Below are 14,701 nucleotides of genomic sequence, written 5' to 3' on the forward strand. Positions count from 1 at the left end.
GCCATGCCCATGCTTGTGCCAGACGCGGTATGGACGCGGACGCAGCCAGACGCTCGGCCCATAGGGGTTCCCCTTGTCTCCAGCAGGGGTGTGATGCGCCAGTAGGTACGCACAGTGAAGTGATCGACACATGGTGTGATGGTCCACAGTGTTGCCAGGCGTGCAACGGAAAGGAACGAGCGCTCATGCGCGAGATCCTCGGAAGGCGACGCAGGCTCCTGTCCAGGCGAAACACCGGGAGGCCTGAGATGCTCAGCGCGGCCCTGACCTTCGCGACCGAATGGCAGTGGCCCGTACTCCCGGGTGTGGCTCCGGATCCGCAGGGGCGTGCCCGCTGCGGCTGCCCGGACCCGGAATGCACGGTGCCCGGCGCCCACCCCTTCGACCCCGGCCTCCTCGCCGCGACCACGGACGAGCGCATGGTCCGCTGGTGGTGGACGAACCGGCCGTCGGCACCGATCGTGCTGGCCACCGGAGGCACCGCCCCCTGCGCGGTGAGCCTGCCCGCCCTCGCGGCGGCTCGCGCACTCGTGGCGCTCGACCAGGCGGGCATGCGCCTCGGTCCGGTCGTCGCGACCCCCACGCGCTGGGCGCTGCTCGTGGCGCCGTACTCGATGGAGCAACTGGGCGAGCTGCTCTACGCCCAGGACTTCGTTCCGGGCTCCCTGCGCTTCCACGGGGAAGGCGGCTACATCGCGCTGCCGCCGTCCGAGACGGGCCAGGGACAGATCCGCTGGGAGCGGGCTCCACTGGCCGGCTCGGCCGCTCCGTGGGTGCCCGATGTGGAGGCTGTGGTGGACACCGTGGTCGAAGCGCTCACTCGTACGGGTGTGAGCGCGCCCGAGTTGTAGGGATGTCGGGCGCGCGGTGAACCGGGCGCCCGCCCGGCGTAGTTATCTTCCCTCTCATGCTGCGTCATTCCGGGGCCCGCCCCTCAGACCCCCGAAGGGTCCGTCTGCTCGTGCTCGCGGGCGTCGTGGCGGCCACGGTCGCGCTGCCTCTGGCCGTGGCGTCCGCGGGGCCCGTGGGCGACGGGGGGCCCGCGGCCGTACGCATGCGCGCCGACGGCTCGCTTGCCGATGTCCCGCGGGCTGATGCCTCACGGGTTGACGCCTCGGGCGCCGATGCCTCGGGCGCCGATGACAAGAGCGGTTCCGGCGCTTCTGCGGGCCGCGGCGACGGCGGGGCGCGGGCGTCCGAATCGGGACGCCCCTCCCTGCTGCTCGGCCTCGGTCTGGCCACCGCGGCCGGCTGCGGGCCCGAGCTCTCCTCCCCCGACGGCATCGAGGCACAGACCTGTGTCCTGACGCAGGGACGGGACACCTGGGCGCGCACCTACTACCGCAACGCCTCGGGTGAGGAACTGAGTTCCGTGCTGAGCCTCATGAAGCCCGACGGGCGCACCGTGGAGATGCACTGCGTCGTGGACGCGGAGGACGAGCCCGGGGCGTGCGAGACGCCCAGGGAGCGCACGACGGGGGACGCGGGGGCGTACACGGCGGTCGCGGAGTTCGCGAAGAGCGCCGGGAGTGCGCCGCTGATGCTGCGCTCGGGAAGTCGTACGAGTGGCGCGGGCAGCGCGAGCGACGCGGACAACTCGGCTGATCAGAGCGCTGGTTGAGGCCGGACGGACGGCAGCCGCGGGCCGGACATGAAAAGACCCGGTTGCTGGCGACGGGGGATGCACCAGCAACCGGGCTACTCGAACGGTAACAAGAGATCGGCGGTTCGCAAATTCGATCTCGGCTATTCGGACACGGATTTACCTGTCACAACGGGGAGTTGTGACAGGAGTCACCCACTGTGCGGGGCGCCGGACTGCTGACTGGTCGGTCAGCGCCCCGTCTGTGTGTCAGCTGAGAGTCACCTGTCGATTGGTGAGGCCGCCGCGCGCCCGGCGCTCGTCCGCGGTCAGCGGCGCGTCCGTGGCCAGAGCGGTCGCGAGGCGCTCGGCGAACTCCGCCGCGGGCTTCTCGATGTCCTGGGCCGTGACCCCCGTCGGCAGGTCCCAGACCGGCACCGTGAGCCCGTGCGCACGGAAGGAACCGACCAGTCGGGTGCCCTCGCCGAGGCTCGACCCACCGGCCGCGTGCAGCCGCGCGAGAGCGTCCAGAAGCTGTTCCTCCGGGTGCGGCATGACCCAGCGCAGGTGGTTCTTGTCGGGCGTCTCGCACCAGTACGCGGAGTCCACGCCGGTCAGCTTCACGGTCGGGATGGCCGCGGCGTTGGCCCGCTCCAGGGAAGCGGCCACCTCGGGGCTCGCGTTCTCCGAGTCCGGGACCCAGAACTCGAAGCCCGAGTGCACAACTGGCTCGAACGCGCCTTCGGGGTCGAGCAGATCCTGCAACCGCGGCCCGTCGCCCGTGGCGCGCCGCCCCTCGACCGGCGTACCGGGCTTCGCCGTGAGCGCGCGCTGAAGGGTGTCCGCGAGATCGCGGCTGAGGTCACCGGAAGGCGTGTCGTTCTGCAGCCCGATCAGCACCGAGCCGTCGTCGCGGCGCAGTGCCGGCCACGCCATCGGCAGGACGGTGGCGAGCGTGACCGAGGGGACTCCCTCGGGGAGGCTCTCCCTGAGCTTCAGCTCGACCGTCGCGGCGGGCACCAGCTCGCGCAGCGCGATCCAGTCGCCCTCGCCGGGCAGCCCTTCGAAGGGGCGCTGCACCAGCTCGGTCACGGCGTGCGCGGCGGCACGGCCGTGGCAGGCCTTGTAACGGCGGCCGCTGCCGCACGGGCAGGGCTCGCGAGCCCCTACGACCGGGATCTCCCCGTCCTGCAGCTGAGGCCGCTGGGCCTTCGTCTGGGGTCGCTTCTTGGCCATCGTGGGTGTCTCCCGGTTACGGCGCGTCTCGTACGAGCGCGAGCCTAGCCGTTCGTACGACGGCCGACGGGACCCTGTGGACAACGCACCGGGTCGCCGCACCGGGTCGACGCACCGAGTCGTCCCCTGTGGGCGGGCCCGCTCAGTCCAGGTCGTCGAAGGCGTCCGCGAAGTCCAGGCCGGGTATCGCGGTGCCGGGCAGCAGTGGCTGCCGTCGCGCGGCCGGGATCGACACGGGGGACGACGAAGCCGAAGCCGATGCCGCCGGGGACGGCGGTGAGGGGGACGGTGACATGACGCGCGTAGCGAAGTCGTCGGCGCGCTGCGCCGCGCTCACGTCGTCCTGCACGACCACCCACACGGTGACCTCGCCACGGGCGTCGTCGCGTACGCCCCAGTCCTTGGCCAGTGCCGTGATGATGTTCAGCCCGCGGCCGCCGTGTGCGGTGACCGAGGGCGTGGCCGGAACCGGGCGGGTCGGACCACCGCCGTCCGTCACCTCAAGGGTGAGTCTTCCGGACGGATCGACGCGCCACGCGGCGCGGACATCACCGTCTCCGGCCAACGCGTCGCCGAGCGGCCGACCGTGCCGACACGCGTTGCTCAGCAGTTCGGAAAGGATCAGTACGGCATCGTCGATGACCGGTTCCGCCACGCCACCGGAGCGCAGCTGATCCCGCATCCGGTGTCTTGCTTCCCCCACGCCCGCAGGGCCATGGGGTACGGCCATGCTCGACGACGTGGGCACCTCCTGTGCCACCACCAACGCCACCCCCGAGACCTCCTTTGCCCCACGCCACGGTGTGGATGCCCCTTTGGACTGGACCGGAAACCGGCCAATCCATGTGTGCTGACGCACTCGTAACGATCGAATACGGAACGAACGCGCCGGTGCACTCCCTGTAATCGGGTGGCTTGATTTCGACGGTGGGGAGGGTGGCGGAATGACGCTTGGGCGAGGTGTGAGTGTTGATGCGGGGTTAATGGGCGCGTTGTTGAGTCGTGAACGGTGCGGGGTCAGCGGCCCAGTTGCCGCAGCACCGCGCGCGGGCGGTTGGTGATGATGGCGTCGACGCCCAGCTCAACGCAGAGATCGACGTCCTCCGGCGCGTTCACCGTCCATACGTGCACCTGGTGCCCGGCCCGCTTGAGACGCTCGATGTACCCGGGGTTGCTGCGCACGATCCGCATCGAGGGGCCCGCGATCCGGACACCGGCGGGCAGCCGTCCGTCGCGCAGCCGGGGCGAGACGAACTGCAGCAGATAGACCGTGGGCAAGGTCGGGGACGCGGCCCGGATGCGGTGCAGCGAGCGCGCCGAGAAACTCATGACGCGCACCGGCGACTCGGCGGCGGAGTCGGGGGCGTCCAGGCCGAAGCGCTTCAGGAGGTGCAGAAGCCGCTCCTCGACCTGGCCCGCCCAGCGCGTGGGGTGCTTCGTCTCGATCGCCATCTCCACGCGACGGCCCGCGTCGGCGACGAGTTCGAGCAGTCGCTCCAGGGTGAGTACGGAGGTGTCCTCACGGTCCTCAGGCGCGTACTCCCAGTCGGGGGCCTCGTCGCGGTTCTTCCAGGCGCCGAAGTCCAGTGCCGCGAGGTCGGCGAGCTCCAGGGCGGAGACCGCGCCGCGGCCGTTCGAGGTGCGGTTGACGCGGCGGTCGTGCACACAGACGAGGTGGCCGTCCGCGGTCAGTCGTACATCGCACTCAAGGGCGTCGGCACCGTCCTCGATCGCCTTCTTGTACGCGGCCAGCGTGTGCTCGGGGGCCTCTTCGGAGGCTCCGCGGTGGGCGACGACCTGAATCGGGTGCTGTCGTGCGTGGGTCACCGCGTCATGGTGCCACCGCGAAGGGGTAGGCGTGCAGGCGGAGGCGTCACGAATCAGTCCGTTTCGCCGGAAAGCTCCGATATAAAGGATCGCCTCGGACCCACAGCTACCGCTTATGGTGCTCTGACGGCCGGTGGGAAAAGCTGACGGCATACAAAAGCACATGCACAGCTGAATCGCGCCGGACCGTCGACAAGCGTGAATGAGCGTGACCGAGTGCGACCGAGAACAACAGCCGTGGATCGAGGAGAAGAGCTGTGAGCACCGAGAACGAGGGCACCGCAGTACCGCCGGCCCCGTCCGCACCTCCTGTGCCGGTGGACACTCCCGCTGCTTCCGCACACGCTGAGGGAACCACTCCGCCCGAGGGGGGCGCGCCGACGACCCCGATCCCGGCGGTGCCTCCGCACGCCCCCGCCGCGCCGGAGCAGCAGGCGACTTTCGCGGGACAGCCGGCGTACGCGTCCGCTGCCGGCCAGGGCCCCGAGGCGCCGGATCAGGGTGTGCAGGGTTCGGAGGCGTACGGGCACGGCGCCGGCGCACCGGGTTCCGCCGCGGAGGCGGGCTGGCCGCCTCCGCCGCCCGCCACTCCGTCGTACGCCGACGGGGGCGGGTCCGGGGCCGGCTGGGGTTCCTCCTACCAGCAGGCGGCGCCCGCACCGAAGTCCGGCGGCGGGCGCGGTGGCCTGGTCGCCGCGATCCTGGTCGCCGCACTGGTCGCGGGCGGCGTGGGCGGCGGCATCGGCTACTCGCTGGCCGACCGCAACGACAACTCATCCGGTTCGACAACGGTTTCGGCCTCCGACAGTGGCGGCGACGTCAAGCGCGACGCGGGCACGGTCGCGGGCGTGGCCGCCAAGGCACTGCCGAGCACCGTGACCATCGAGGCCGAGAGCAGCAGCGGCGAGGGCGGCACCGGCACCGGGTTCGTCTTCGACAAGCAGGGGCACATCCTCACCAACAACCACGTCGTCGCGGAAGCGGTCGACGGCGGCAAGCTGACGGCGACCTTCCCCAACGGCAAGAAGTACAACGCCGAGGTGGTGGGCCACGCGCAGGGCTACGACGTCGCGGTCATCAAGCTCAAGAACGCGCCGTCGGACCTGAACCCCCTCGCGCTCGGCAACTCCGACAAGGTCGCTGTCGGCGACTCGACGATCGCGATCGGCGCACCGTTCGGCCTGTCCAACACGGTGACCACGGGCATCATCAGCGCCAAGAACCGCCCGGTGGCCTCCAGCGACGGCAGCGCCAGCAGCAAGGCCTCGTACATGAGCGCCCTGCAGACCGACGCCTCGATCAACCCGGGCAACTCGGGCGGTCCGCTCCTGGACGCCCATGGCTCGGTCATCGGCATCAACTCCGCGATCCAGTCCTCCAGCAGCGGCGGTCTGGGCGGCACCAGCCAGTCCGGCTCGATCGGCCTGGGCTTCGCGATCCCGATCAACCAGGCGAAGAGCGTCGCCCAGCAGCTCATCAAGACGGGCAAGCCGGTCTACCCCGTCATCGGCGCGTCGGTCTCCCTGGAAGAGGGCACGGACGGCGCGAAGATCACCGAGCAGGGCGCCGGCAACTCGGACGCGATCACCTCCGGCGGCCCCGCCGACAAGGCCGGCCTCAAGCCCGGCGACGTCATCACCAAGCTCGACGACATGCCGATCGACAGCGGCCCCACCCTCATCGGCGAGATCTGGACCCACCGCCCCGACGACACCGTCAAGCTCACCTACACCCGCGACGGAAAGACCCACACCACCGACGTAACCCTCGGCCAGCGCGAGGGCGACAGCTGACCGGTTAGTCTTGTCCCCGCACCACCCACCCTGCGTGGGCGGCGCGGGGTGGGTTGCCCGAGCGGCCTAAGGGAACGGTCTTGAAAAACGCGAGAGCGTGACAGCGTTCCTGTGGGTGCCGATCGCACCGCCTCTGCAGGTCATAGACGTGCTGGTCAGAAGGGGTGCCTCTCGCTGAGAGGCACCCCTTCTGCATGGGGTCTGTCTCACCTTGATCCGGCTCCGTCACCTTGTGGATCAGCGTGTGTGGACCAGGCGTGGACCGGATGTCGGGTTGCTCAACGGCCGTGCCGCCCGGTACTCGCTGCCGCCCGAGGTGCCGCTCAGCCCACGGAGGCGGCGGTCGTGATGTGCGAGCCTGGCCGCGGAACCCCATGTCTCCTGACCGTGTGACGCACGCCACGGGAACCTGCCCTGCCGCGCGGACAAGGATGGACGTGGACTACTCATTGCACACCCGGATACGGGCAGGCGACCCCGAGGCGTTCCGCGAGCTCTTCCGTGACCACGCCCGGCTGGTCCACCGTCACGCGGTGCGCGTGACCGGGGACTGGACCGTCGCCGAGGACATCGTCTCGCTGACCTTCTTGGAGGCGTGGCGGCTGCGCGTCAAGCTGCGGGACGAGGGCGACAGCCCGCGCCCCTGGCTGATGGGCATCGCCGTGAACGTACTGCGCAACACCACCCGCGCTGCGCGCCGCCATCGTCGGGCCCTGGAGCGCCTGCCGGCCAAGGAAACGGTCCCGGACTTCGCCGACGAACTCGTCGGCCGCATAGCCGATGCCGACCAACTGGCTGCCGCCCAGCGGGTGCTGAAGAAGCTGAGCCGCAATGAGCGCGAGGTCTTCACGCTCTGTGTGTGGTCCGGGCTCGGCTACGCGGAGGCGGCAGCCGTGCTCGGCGTCCCGGTCGGCACCGTGCGCTCGCGCCTGTCCCGCGCCCGTAAACGGCTGAGCAAGCTGGCCGACGAAGAACTGAGGAGACGCAGGGAACCGCTACCGCGCAACGGACAAGTACAGGGCGGTCGCACTTCTGCGGCCCGGTCACACGAGTCGTACGAGGAGAGGTCCGAATGATCCGCAAGAAGTCTCGGCGTGAGGAGTCGCTGGACCACGCGGAACTGGCCCGGTTGCTGCCCGCACCGGGAGACCCGCACCTGTCGCTCGACCGTCACCTGCTTCTCGAGGAGCACCTGATGAGCGAGATCCAGCCCACCGCACCCGTCCCTGCGCCGTCCCGCCGCCCGGCACGCCGTGTCCTGCTGATCGGTGTCCCGGTCACCGCTGCCGCCCTGGCCGGTGCCTTCGCCGTCACCGCGCTGACCGGTTCCGGGGGCAGCGGCACGAACGCGGCCACCCCGCCCCCGGTCGAAGCGCCAGTCGTCCGCATCGAGCCCGGCAGCACCGTCCAGCTCGCCTCCACTGTCGAGCACATCGCCGCCGCCGCCTCGGCCGGCAAGACGCCCGAACCCGGCCCGGGCCAGTACATCTACATCAAGAGCAAGGTCTCCTACCTCTCCGTCCTGCACACCGACACAGTCAAGTCCAAGACCTTGGTCCAGCCCCTGCATATCCGTGAGGCGTGGAATTCCCCCGACGGCAAGCAGGGCTGGCTGGACGAGCCCGGCTACCAGCCCAAGGGCGGTGTCACCCTCGACACCGGCGTCGAGAACAGCTTGAACGCCCCCTCCTACGACTACCTCAAGACGCTGCCCACCGACCCGGACGCCCTGCTGAAGAAGATCTACGAGGAGACCACGGGCCAGGGGAACTCCCCGGACCAGGAGGCATTCACCACGGTCGGCGACCTGCTGGGGGAGCAGCTCGCACCGGCGAAGCTGAATGCAGCGCTGTACCGGGCCGCGGCCAAGATCCCCGGGGTTGTGGTGGTGGACCATGTCAAGGACGCCGCGGGACGCGAGGGCATCGCCCTGGCCCGCGTCGACCAGAAGGGCGGCGATCGCACCGAGTGGATCTTCGACCGCAAGACGTACGCCTATCTCGGCAGCCGCGGTGTCCAGGTCAAGCAGGTCGACGACGTCAAGCCCGGCACGGTCCTCGAATACACCGCCGTGCTGGAGAGGGCCGTCGTCGACGCCCAGAAGCAGCGCCCCGGCGCGCAAGGTACCGGTGCTTGAGAACGCGATCGTCCCGCTAGTCAAGCCGCAGAGAACCTGGACAGCCCACACCTCTTTTCTGACGTCACGCGACTGCATACTGCGCACGCCGCACGGGCGCCGGCCGGTGTCACCGTTGAGCGATTAAGGGAACGCTGACGGCAACGACGGCACACAGAGACCGTTGATCACGCCCGCCAGTTCAGCCGGGAGGAAGGTAGAGCTTCCGTCCAACAGGCTGCCCGATCCTACGGATCAGAAGGTCCTGGGCTCCCTGTTGAACACGAGAGCGAGCCGATGACCGGAGCCCAGCGGACTCCCATGGGAAGGTCGACGAGGCTGGCACCGTCCAGGCTCCCACCCGTCGGCGTGGGCCGGGGGGCCGATCGGAGGGTGGTCTCTGCCGCGAAGAGGTGACCAGTGGACCCCGTGTGGACCACGGACCCTGTATGAGGCCGGAGGCCGGTAGGCTGTACCCGCTCCGCCCCTGGTGGGCCGGGGCGCGGGTGGGTTGCCCGAGCGGCCTAAGGGAACGGTCTTGAAAACCGTCGTCGCAGCGATGTGACCGTGGGTTCAAATCCCACACCCACCGCTTGCCGGTCAGACGCAGTACAGGTCAGAAGGGGTGCCACTCTCCGGGGTGGCACCCCTTCTGCGTGCACCCTGTCTTGCCCGCTCACGTGATGGCGCGCAGCGGTCGTTCCGCACGTCTTCCCTCGGAGCGGACGGTTTCCCCAGGGCCTCGTCCGAGGCCTGCAGTCACGGGATCGGGCCGGGTGACTGGCGGTGAGGGGTTTCCAGCAGGAGGTCCCTGAGGAGGCGGCGGCCCTTCTCGTCCAGGCCGGCGCGGAACCTCTGGTAGTCGGCAGGTATCAGGGACCCCGCGAAGGCGACGAGGTTGACGTAGCGGTTCACCACGTGTGGCTCTATCTGGGTCAGTTCGGCGTAGCGCGAAAGGGGGCGCCGGGACACCTGATAGGCCTGTTCGAGAACGCCTGTTGGGGAAATGCTGGGACCCAGTTCCTTTCCGGCGGCGAGCCGGGCTATCACGCCGAGGGACGCATGAAGGTCTTCGGCGCACAGATACCCGAACTGGTCGCATGTGTATGCCGTGCAACGCCAGTAGGGAAGGATCCAGGGGGCGACGTACGACAGCCACTTCAGGTTCTCGAGAATGATCACGGAGAGGGCCAGTCGCCCGTGCCGGGCCTTGAGCCAGCACATGAAGTTCCCCAGCATGAAGCGCAGGGCCGCGGGTCCATCCTGCTGGAGGTCCGCTGCGAACCCGCCCTCGATGAGGAGTACGCGGGTCCCGAGCAGGCTGGTCACCACCATCTTCCCGTCGACCTTGTCGAGCACATAGACGTCGACTGGCCGGTGGTAGTCGAATTTCCGCTGTAGTTCGACAATTTCCGCGTGGATCTCCGGAAAGCTGTCAGGTGTCACCTTGATCGCGCAGCCGAGAAGGCGGGCTTTGCGCAGCCTGTGGAAGAGCCACTGGGTTACTGCGACGAAGAGGATCGTCAAGAAGAGGAACAGAAGGCCGATGCCTCCCGTCGAGATCGCGATGACCAGGATGAAGCCGAAGGCGATACACACGGAGCCAACGGCGACTACCAGCCGTGCGCGTTCGTTCGGGTGTCTTGCGGTTGAGGTACGGAGATATGACTGGTACTCCGAGGCTATGGGAATGGTCATGATGCCTCAGCTCCCTCCGTCCCATTTTCCTCCTGACGCGCCCTTCTCGCACGCAGAGCAGGCACCCCAACGGCTGGAGCCCGCGTGACGGGCCCGGCCGGTTCATCGGGGTCAGCTACCGCGGCGCTACGCCGGCTCAGCCCGGTGCGGTGAGGTGCCGTGCGGACCCGCTGACGGTCAGTCGGGTTCTTGGCCTCGGTGTGGTGTCGACATGCGGGCCGCCGAAGCGAGGGTGGAGCGGGCCTCGCGTTCGGTGAGGCCTGTGCGGACGGCGGCTTCGGTGAGGGCGTGGGCGAGTTCGGGGCCGATGCCGTTCTCGTAGGCGCGGCAAGCGGCCCAGAAGAGGCGGGTGTTGCGTTGGCCCTCGTGCGCGGCGAGGACGAACTGCACCAGACCCTGGCCATGTCGGCCGGTCGCGGAAGGCGCGCGGTGGGGTGTGCGCGCCGGGGGCGTGAGCAGGCGCAGGAGTTCGGGTGGGCAGGGCGCGGGCGCCAGATGCGCTGTTCCCGGAGCCGTGCCGTAGACGCCGTGTTCGGTGCGTGAGCCGGGGCCGACCAGGTAGCCGCCCGCCCCGCGGATGTCGATGCCGGGGGCGAGCCGGCCCGCCGAGTTGGGGACGACCACCTCCGGCGGGCCGCTCAGCCAGACGTGACGGCCGCCGCTGGGGGTCAGCACGACGACCGTGGCCGGGATCGTGAACAGGTGACGCAGGGCCAGTTCGCGCAGGGCGGCAGAGGAGTCCGTATCGGATTTGGTGTCGAGGTCGATGCCGATGAGGTGGTGCGGGGGCAGCCCGCAGGCGATGCCGTAGCCGGTGGCCCAGGGGGCGGCGGCGAAGAGCTCGCGGATGCGACGGGGATTGGTCGAGGCGTCATAGACGCCGTGTCCGAAGCGGCCGCATTCGCCATGGCAGGGCGGGGGCGGGGAGCCCACTTGTTCGAACGGGGGCGCGGGCAGGGGCGAGGGGGCGGCGTAGTCGCGGTGCGGGGAGCGCAGGGCCGGGAGCTTCGTCCGGGACAGCGGAATGACCGCCAGTCCGCGTTCGGCGGCGGACAGTGCGTGGGCCAGGGCCAGGGTCGTGGCCTGCCGGTCGGTGGTGGCCATGACTCCATGTTCGTACGGGTGTTCGAAAAAGGGAAGGGGGTTCGCGGGTGGAGTGAGTTCGAGGGGGAGGGCGAGCACCGCCTCCGTGCCAAGTGCCGCCCCGGATCGAAGGCGAGCCCGCTCTGTCCTGGCATGCCCCCTGGTTGCCTCTGGCCGCCCCGAGGTGGGATTGGCCGAAAATGTGCCGAAACGCTTCAGCCCGTGCGGCGCTTGGCTGAAGTCACCCGCTCACGCCTGAGCTGCGGATTTGTCGCCGCGAAGAGGGTTTATCGATATGTCCTCACGCTTCAGGGGGAATGGGTGCTTCCGGGGTGGTTCGCCGGGGATTCGGTGGGCAATTCTGGTCTCGCGACGTTGTGATCAGTACCGAGGCAGTCGGCCAACTGCCTTGGAACAAGCCGTACTTCCGTACCTCCCGGTGCATCGCCGGGGCGTACATCCGGTTCTGGAGGAATTCACATGGCAAGCATCCGTACCGCCCGCGTCCTCGCCGCCGTCGCGGCCCTGCCCCTCGCGGCCGCCCTCTTCACGGGCGTCGCGGCGGCAGACAACGGCGCCTTCGCGGACGACGGATCGAATGCGGGCGTGGCCACCATCAGCGGCAGCGGGGTCGGGCACGACAACAACGGCAACTCGTCCACCACGCAGCAGCAGGCGGTCGGCTCGGGAGCCTCGAACCAGAGCAACACGGCTCAGGTGAACGGCTCCGCGTTCACGGCCATCAACCAGGCGAACGAGAACATCGCCGTGAACTTCACCAACCTCTGGTGAGCCATGGGCCGATGCGCTCCCATCGGCGCTGACGCTCCCGTGCGGGGGGTACTTCGGGAGGTTCTCCGGGGGGTGTGACGCGCCTGCGCGGCGGTACTTCGGTGCCGTCGCGCAGGCGTTTTCGTATGTCACGGGCGTGAGCTGCGCGGCCGTTCGCCGACCTTGACAGGCAACGGGATCTGACGGACAGTCAGAAACCTCGGACAGTCAGGAACCCTTGTCGGTACGAGGTCCGGGAGGGCCGCCGCCGTGTACCTCGCCCCCACCGAACGCCAGCAGCGGCTGCGCGCCGAGCTTCGCACGTACTTCCGGGAGTTGATGCCCGACGGGCCTCCGCCCGCCGACGATTCCGGGCGCCGCCGCGCGTTGCTGCGCCGGATCGGCGCCGACGGGCTGCTCGGACTCGGCTGGCCCGTTGCGTATGGCGGTCAAGGGCGTGGCACGGACGAGCAGTTCGTCTTCTTCGACGAGGCGTACCGGGCCGGGGCGCCGGTGTCCATGGTCACGCTGAACACCGTGGGGCCGACGCTCATGAAGTACGGGAGCGAGGAACAGAAGGACTTCTTTCTGCCGCGCATCCTGAGCGGCGACCTCGTCTTCGCGATCGGGTACTCGGAGCCCTCGGCCGGCACCGACCTCGCCTCCCTGCGCACACGCGCCGTGCGGGACGGAGAAGGGGCGGAGGGCGGCGGCCGGGTGACGGGCGGCCGGGGCGAGGGCGGCCAAGTCGAAGGCGCCCGGGTCGGCGCGGACTGGCTGATCGACGGGCAGAAGATCTTCACCTCCAACGCCCAGAACGCCGACTGGATCTGGCTCGCCTGCCGCACCGCCCCCGACGCGCCCAAACACCGGGGCATCTCGATCCTCCTCGTACCCACCGACGCACCCGGCTTCTCGTGGACACCGATCGAGACGGTCGGCGGGCTGACGACGACGGCGACGTACTACGACGGGATCCGCGTCCCGGCCTCGAACCTCGTCGGCGAGGAGAACGGCGGCTGGGGGCTCATCACCAACCAGCTCAACCACGAACGGGTCGCTCTCGCCGCGATCGGCATGCAGGCCGAGGAGTTCTACGCGTCAGCCCTGGAGGCGTCGCGATCACCCGATCCGGTGAATGGCCGACGTCGGATCGATGAGCCTTGGGTGCGGTTCCGACTGGCCGAGGTGCATGCCCGGCTGGCGGCATCACGCCTGCTCAGCTGGCGTTTGGTGGGAGACGTGGGCGCCGGGCGACTGGCTCCCGGCGACGCGAGCGGCGTGAAATTCGCGGGAACGGAATCGGCTGTCGCGACGTATCGCATGTGTCGGGAAATTGTCGGAGAGACGGGATTGATCCGCTCCGGTTCACCGGGGGTGTTGGGGGACGGCGAGCTGGAGCGGATGAACAGGGCGGCGCAGATCAACACGTTCGGGGGCGGGGTGAGCGAGGTGCAGCGGGAGATCGTGGCGACGATGCGGCTCGGGATGACGAGGGGGCGGCGGTGAACGACGGGTTCGTCGTACGGCTGAAGGCGTTCGAAGGGCGGGCCGCCGCCGTCGGGGGCGTGGGCAAGGACCCGGTCAACGAGCCGATGATCCGGCACTGGTGCGAGGCGATGGGCGACACCAATCCGGCGTACGAGGGGCCGGAAGCCATAGCGCCGCCCACCATGCTCCAGGCGTGGACGATGGGCGGGCTCGCGGGGCACGGGAGCCGCACGGACGCCTACGAGGAGTTGCTCGGCCTCCTCGACGCCGCCGGGTACACCTCGGTGGTCGCCACCGACTGCGAGCAGGAGTATCTGCGACCGCTGCGGCCCGGCGACGAGATCACCTTCGACGCGGTCATCGAGTCGGTCTCCGAGCGCAAGAGGACGAAACTGGGGACGGGGCACTTCGTCACGACGCGCATGGACGTCCGGGCCGACGGCGTGCTCGCGGGCACCCACCGCTTCCGGATCCTCAAGTACGAGCCGGCTCGGCGAGAACCCCGAGGCCGGGAAGTACCGCAAGGCCGGGAAGTACCCCAAGGCCGGAGAGAAACCGAGGGCCGAAGAGGAACCGAAGATCGGAGAGAAGCCGAGGATCGGAGAGAAGCCGAAGGCCGGAGAGCAACCGAAGATCGGAAGGACCTCAAGAGCCGTCGGCCCCGGCCGGTGGTCAACCGGGACAACGCCGGGTTCTGGGAGGGCGTGGGGCGGCACCAGTTGCTGATCCAGCGGTGCGAAGGCTGCGGCACGCTGCGGTTTCCCTGGCTGCCGGGGTGCCAGGCATGTGGCTGCCTGGAGTGGGACACGGTCGAGGCGAGCGGGGACGGCACGGTGTACTCGTACGTCGTCATGCACCATCCGCCCTTCCCCGCCTTCACCGCGTCGGACTTCACCGCGCCTGACCATGCCGCTGACTCGGCGGGCGGCCCCTACGCCGTCGTCCTGGTCGAGCTGGCCGAGGGTGTGCGGATCGTGAGCAACGTGGTGGGCGTGCCGTACGACAAGGTGCGGATCGGGATGTCGGTGCGGCTCGAATTCCGTCGGTACGACGAGGAGTTGGAGCTTCCGGTCTTCCACGCCGTGGAGGGGGACGGAGGCTGAC

General features: G+C 69.5%; 13 protein-coding genes and 1 tRNA gene. 9 read left to right on the forward strand and 5 right to left on the reverse strand.

The annotated features are described in order from the left end of the window. The first annotated feature begins 185 nt into the window (after window positions 1-185). Window positions 186-851: a bifunctional DNA primase/polymerase gene (locus ABZS97_RS01495; protein WP_356132183.1), complete on the forward strand. Its 666-nt coding sequence runs from the start codon at window positions 186-188 to the stop codon at window positions 849-851. Between the two features lie 56 nt (window positions 852-907). Beyond that, window positions 908-1,621, forward strand: a complete 714-nt coding sequence (locus ABZS97_RS01500; protein ID WP_356132186.1) for a hypothetical protein — start codon at window positions 908-910, stop codon at window positions 1,619-1,621. A gap of 231 nt (window positions 1,622-1,852) precedes the next feature. On the opposite strand, the gene ABZS97_RS01505 is transcribed toward ABZS97_RS01500, so the two are convergent. The 3 genes from ABZS97_RS01505 to ABZS97_RS01515 form a co-directional block, all read right to left on the reverse strand. Beyond that, window positions 1,853-2,818: a DUF5926 family protein gene (locus ABZS97_RS01505; RefSeq protein ID WP_356132189.1), complete on the reverse strand. Its 966-nt coding sequence runs from the start codon at window positions 2,816-2,818 to the stop codon at window positions 1,853-1,855. A gap of 142 nt (window positions 2,819-2,960) precedes the next feature. After that, on the reverse strand, window positions 2,961-3,677 hold the full coding sequence (locus tag ABZS97_RS01510) for an ATP-binding protein (protein WP_356132192.1): 717 nt from the start codon (window positions 3,675-3,677) through the stop codon (window positions 2,961-2,963). Window positions 3,678-3,835: 158 nt separating this feature from the next. Further along, complete coding sequence (locus ABZS97_RS01515; RefSeq protein WP_356132197.1) at window positions 3,836-4,645, reverse strand: glycerophosphodiester phosphodiesterase; 810 nt, start codon at window positions 4,643-4,645, stop codon at window positions 3,836-3,838. Window positions 4,646-4,902: 257 nt separating this feature from the next. Here ABZS97_RS01515 and ABZS97_RS01520 point away from each other — a divergent pair, with 257 nt between their 5' ends. The 4 genes from ABZS97_RS01520 (at window position 4,903) to ABZS97_RS01535 (ending at window position 9,146) form a co-directional block, all read left to right on the forward strand. Beyond that, window positions 4,903-6,438 (forward strand): trypsin-like peptidase domain-containing protein, encoded by a 1,536-nt coding sequence (locus tag ABZS97_RS01520; RefSeq protein ID WP_356132200.1) that lies wholly within the window; start codon window positions 4,903-4,905, stop codon window positions 6,436-6,438. A 431-nt stretch (window positions 6,439-6,869) separates the two neighbouring features. Further along, window positions 6,870-7,514 carry an RNA polymerase sigma factor gene (locus tag ABZS97_RS01525; protein ID WP_356132202.1) on the forward strand — a complete coding sequence of 215 codons (645 nt, stop codon included), beginning with the start codon at window positions 6,870-6,872 and terminating at the stop codon, window positions 7,512-7,514. After that, window positions 7,511-8,575 carry a CU044_5270 family protein gene (locus ABZS97_RS01530; RefSeq protein WP_356132206.1) on the forward strand — a complete coding sequence of 355 codons (1,065 nt, stop codon included), beginning with the start codon at window positions 7,511-7,513 and terminating at the stop codon, window positions 8,573-8,575. Before ABZS97_RS01525 ends, ABZS97_RS01530 begins: the two co-directional genes overlap by 4 nt. Before the next feature lie 484 nt (window positions 8,576-9,059). Next, window positions 9,060-9,146, forward strand: a tRNA-Ser gene (locus ABZS97_RS01535). A 167-nt stretch (window positions 9,147-9,313) separates the two neighbouring features. Here ABZS97_RS01535 and ABZS97_RS01540 read toward each other — a convergent pair. Both ABZS97_RS01540 and ABZS97_RS01545 read right to left on the reverse strand, forming a co-directional pair. Beyond that, a complete protein-coding gene (locus tag ABZS97_RS01540) occupies window positions 9,314-10,252 on the reverse strand; it encodes a hypothetical protein (protein WP_356132209.1) in 939 nt (312 codons plus the stop codon). A gap of 177 nt (window positions 10,253-10,429) precedes the next feature. Beyond that, the gene (locus ABZS97_RS01545) at window positions 10,430-11,356 is read right to left on the reverse strand and encodes a bifunctional DNA primase/polymerase (RefSeq protein WP_356132212.1); all 927 of its coding nucleotides are present in this window, start codon (window positions 11,354-11,356) and stop codon (window positions 10,430-10,432) included. A 459-nt stretch (window positions 11,357-11,815) separates the two neighbouring features. Here ABZS97_RS01545 and ABZS97_RS01550 point away from each other — a divergent pair, with 459 nt between their 5' ends. From ABZS97_RS01550 to ABZS97_RS01560, 3 genes are all read left to right on the forward strand, one after another. Then, window positions 11,816-12,127, forward strand: coding sequence for a hypothetical protein (locus tag ABZS97_RS01550; RefSeq protein WP_356132215.1), 312 nt, complete (start codon window positions 11,816-11,818; stop codon window positions 12,125-12,127). A 249-nt stretch (window positions 12,128-12,376) separates the two neighbouring features. Then, on the forward strand, window positions 12,377-13,615 hold the full coding sequence (locus tag ABZS97_RS01555; RefSeq protein ID WP_356132218.1) for an acyl-CoA dehydrogenase family protein: 1,239 nt from the start codon (window positions 12,377-12,379) through the stop codon (window positions 13,613-13,615). Then, entirely contained in the window at window positions 13,612-14,700 is a 1,089-nt protein-coding gene (locus ABZS97_RS01560) for an OB-fold domain-containing protein (protein ID WP_356132221.1), read from the forward strand. The genes ABZS97_RS01555 and ABZS97_RS01560 overlap by 4 nt, the downstream gene beginning before the upstream one ends. Window position 14,701: the final 1 nt, after the last annotated feature.

The sequence above is a fragment of the Streptomyces sp. NPDC005485 genome (assembly GCF_040606085.1).
Classification (GTDB): Bacteria; Actinomycetota; Actinomycetes; order Streptomycetales; family Streptomycetaceae; genus Streptomyces.

Bases quoted from the DNA above. Each gene is read 5' to 3' on its own strand.
- ABZS97_RS01545 (WP_356132212.1), bottom strand. From the start codon at position 11,356: ATGGCCACCACCGACCGGCAGGCCACGACCCTGGCCCTGGCCCACGCA.
- ABZS97_RS01530 (WP_356132206.1), top strand. From the start codon at position 7,511: ATGATCCGCAAGAAGTCTCGGCGTGAGGAGTCGCTGGACCACGCGGAA.
- ABZS97_RS01550 (WP_356132215.1), top strand. From the start codon at position 11,816: ATGGCAAGCATCCGTACCGCCCGCGTCCTCGCCGCCGTCGCGGCCCTG.
- ABZS97_RS01525 (WP_356132202.1), top strand. From the start codon at position 6,870: ATGGACGTGGACTACTCATTGCACACCCGGATACGGGCAGGCGACCCC.
- ABZS97_RS01505 (WP_356132189.1), bottom strand. From the start codon at position 2,818: ATGGCCAAGAAGCGACCCCAGACGAAGGCCCAGCGGCCTCAGCTGCAG.
- ABZS97_RS01500 (WP_356132186.1), top strand. From the start codon at position 908: ATGCTGCGTCATTCCGGGGCCCGCCCCTCAGACCCCCGAAGGGTCCGT.
- ABZS97_RS01495 (WP_356132183.1), top strand. From the start codon at position 186: ATGCGCGAGATCCTCGGAAGGCGACGCAGGCTCCTGTCCAGGCGAAAC.
- ABZS97_RS01540 (WP_356132209.1), bottom strand. From the start codon at position 10,252: ATGACCATTCCCATAGCCTCGGAGTACCAGTCATATCTCCGTACCTCA.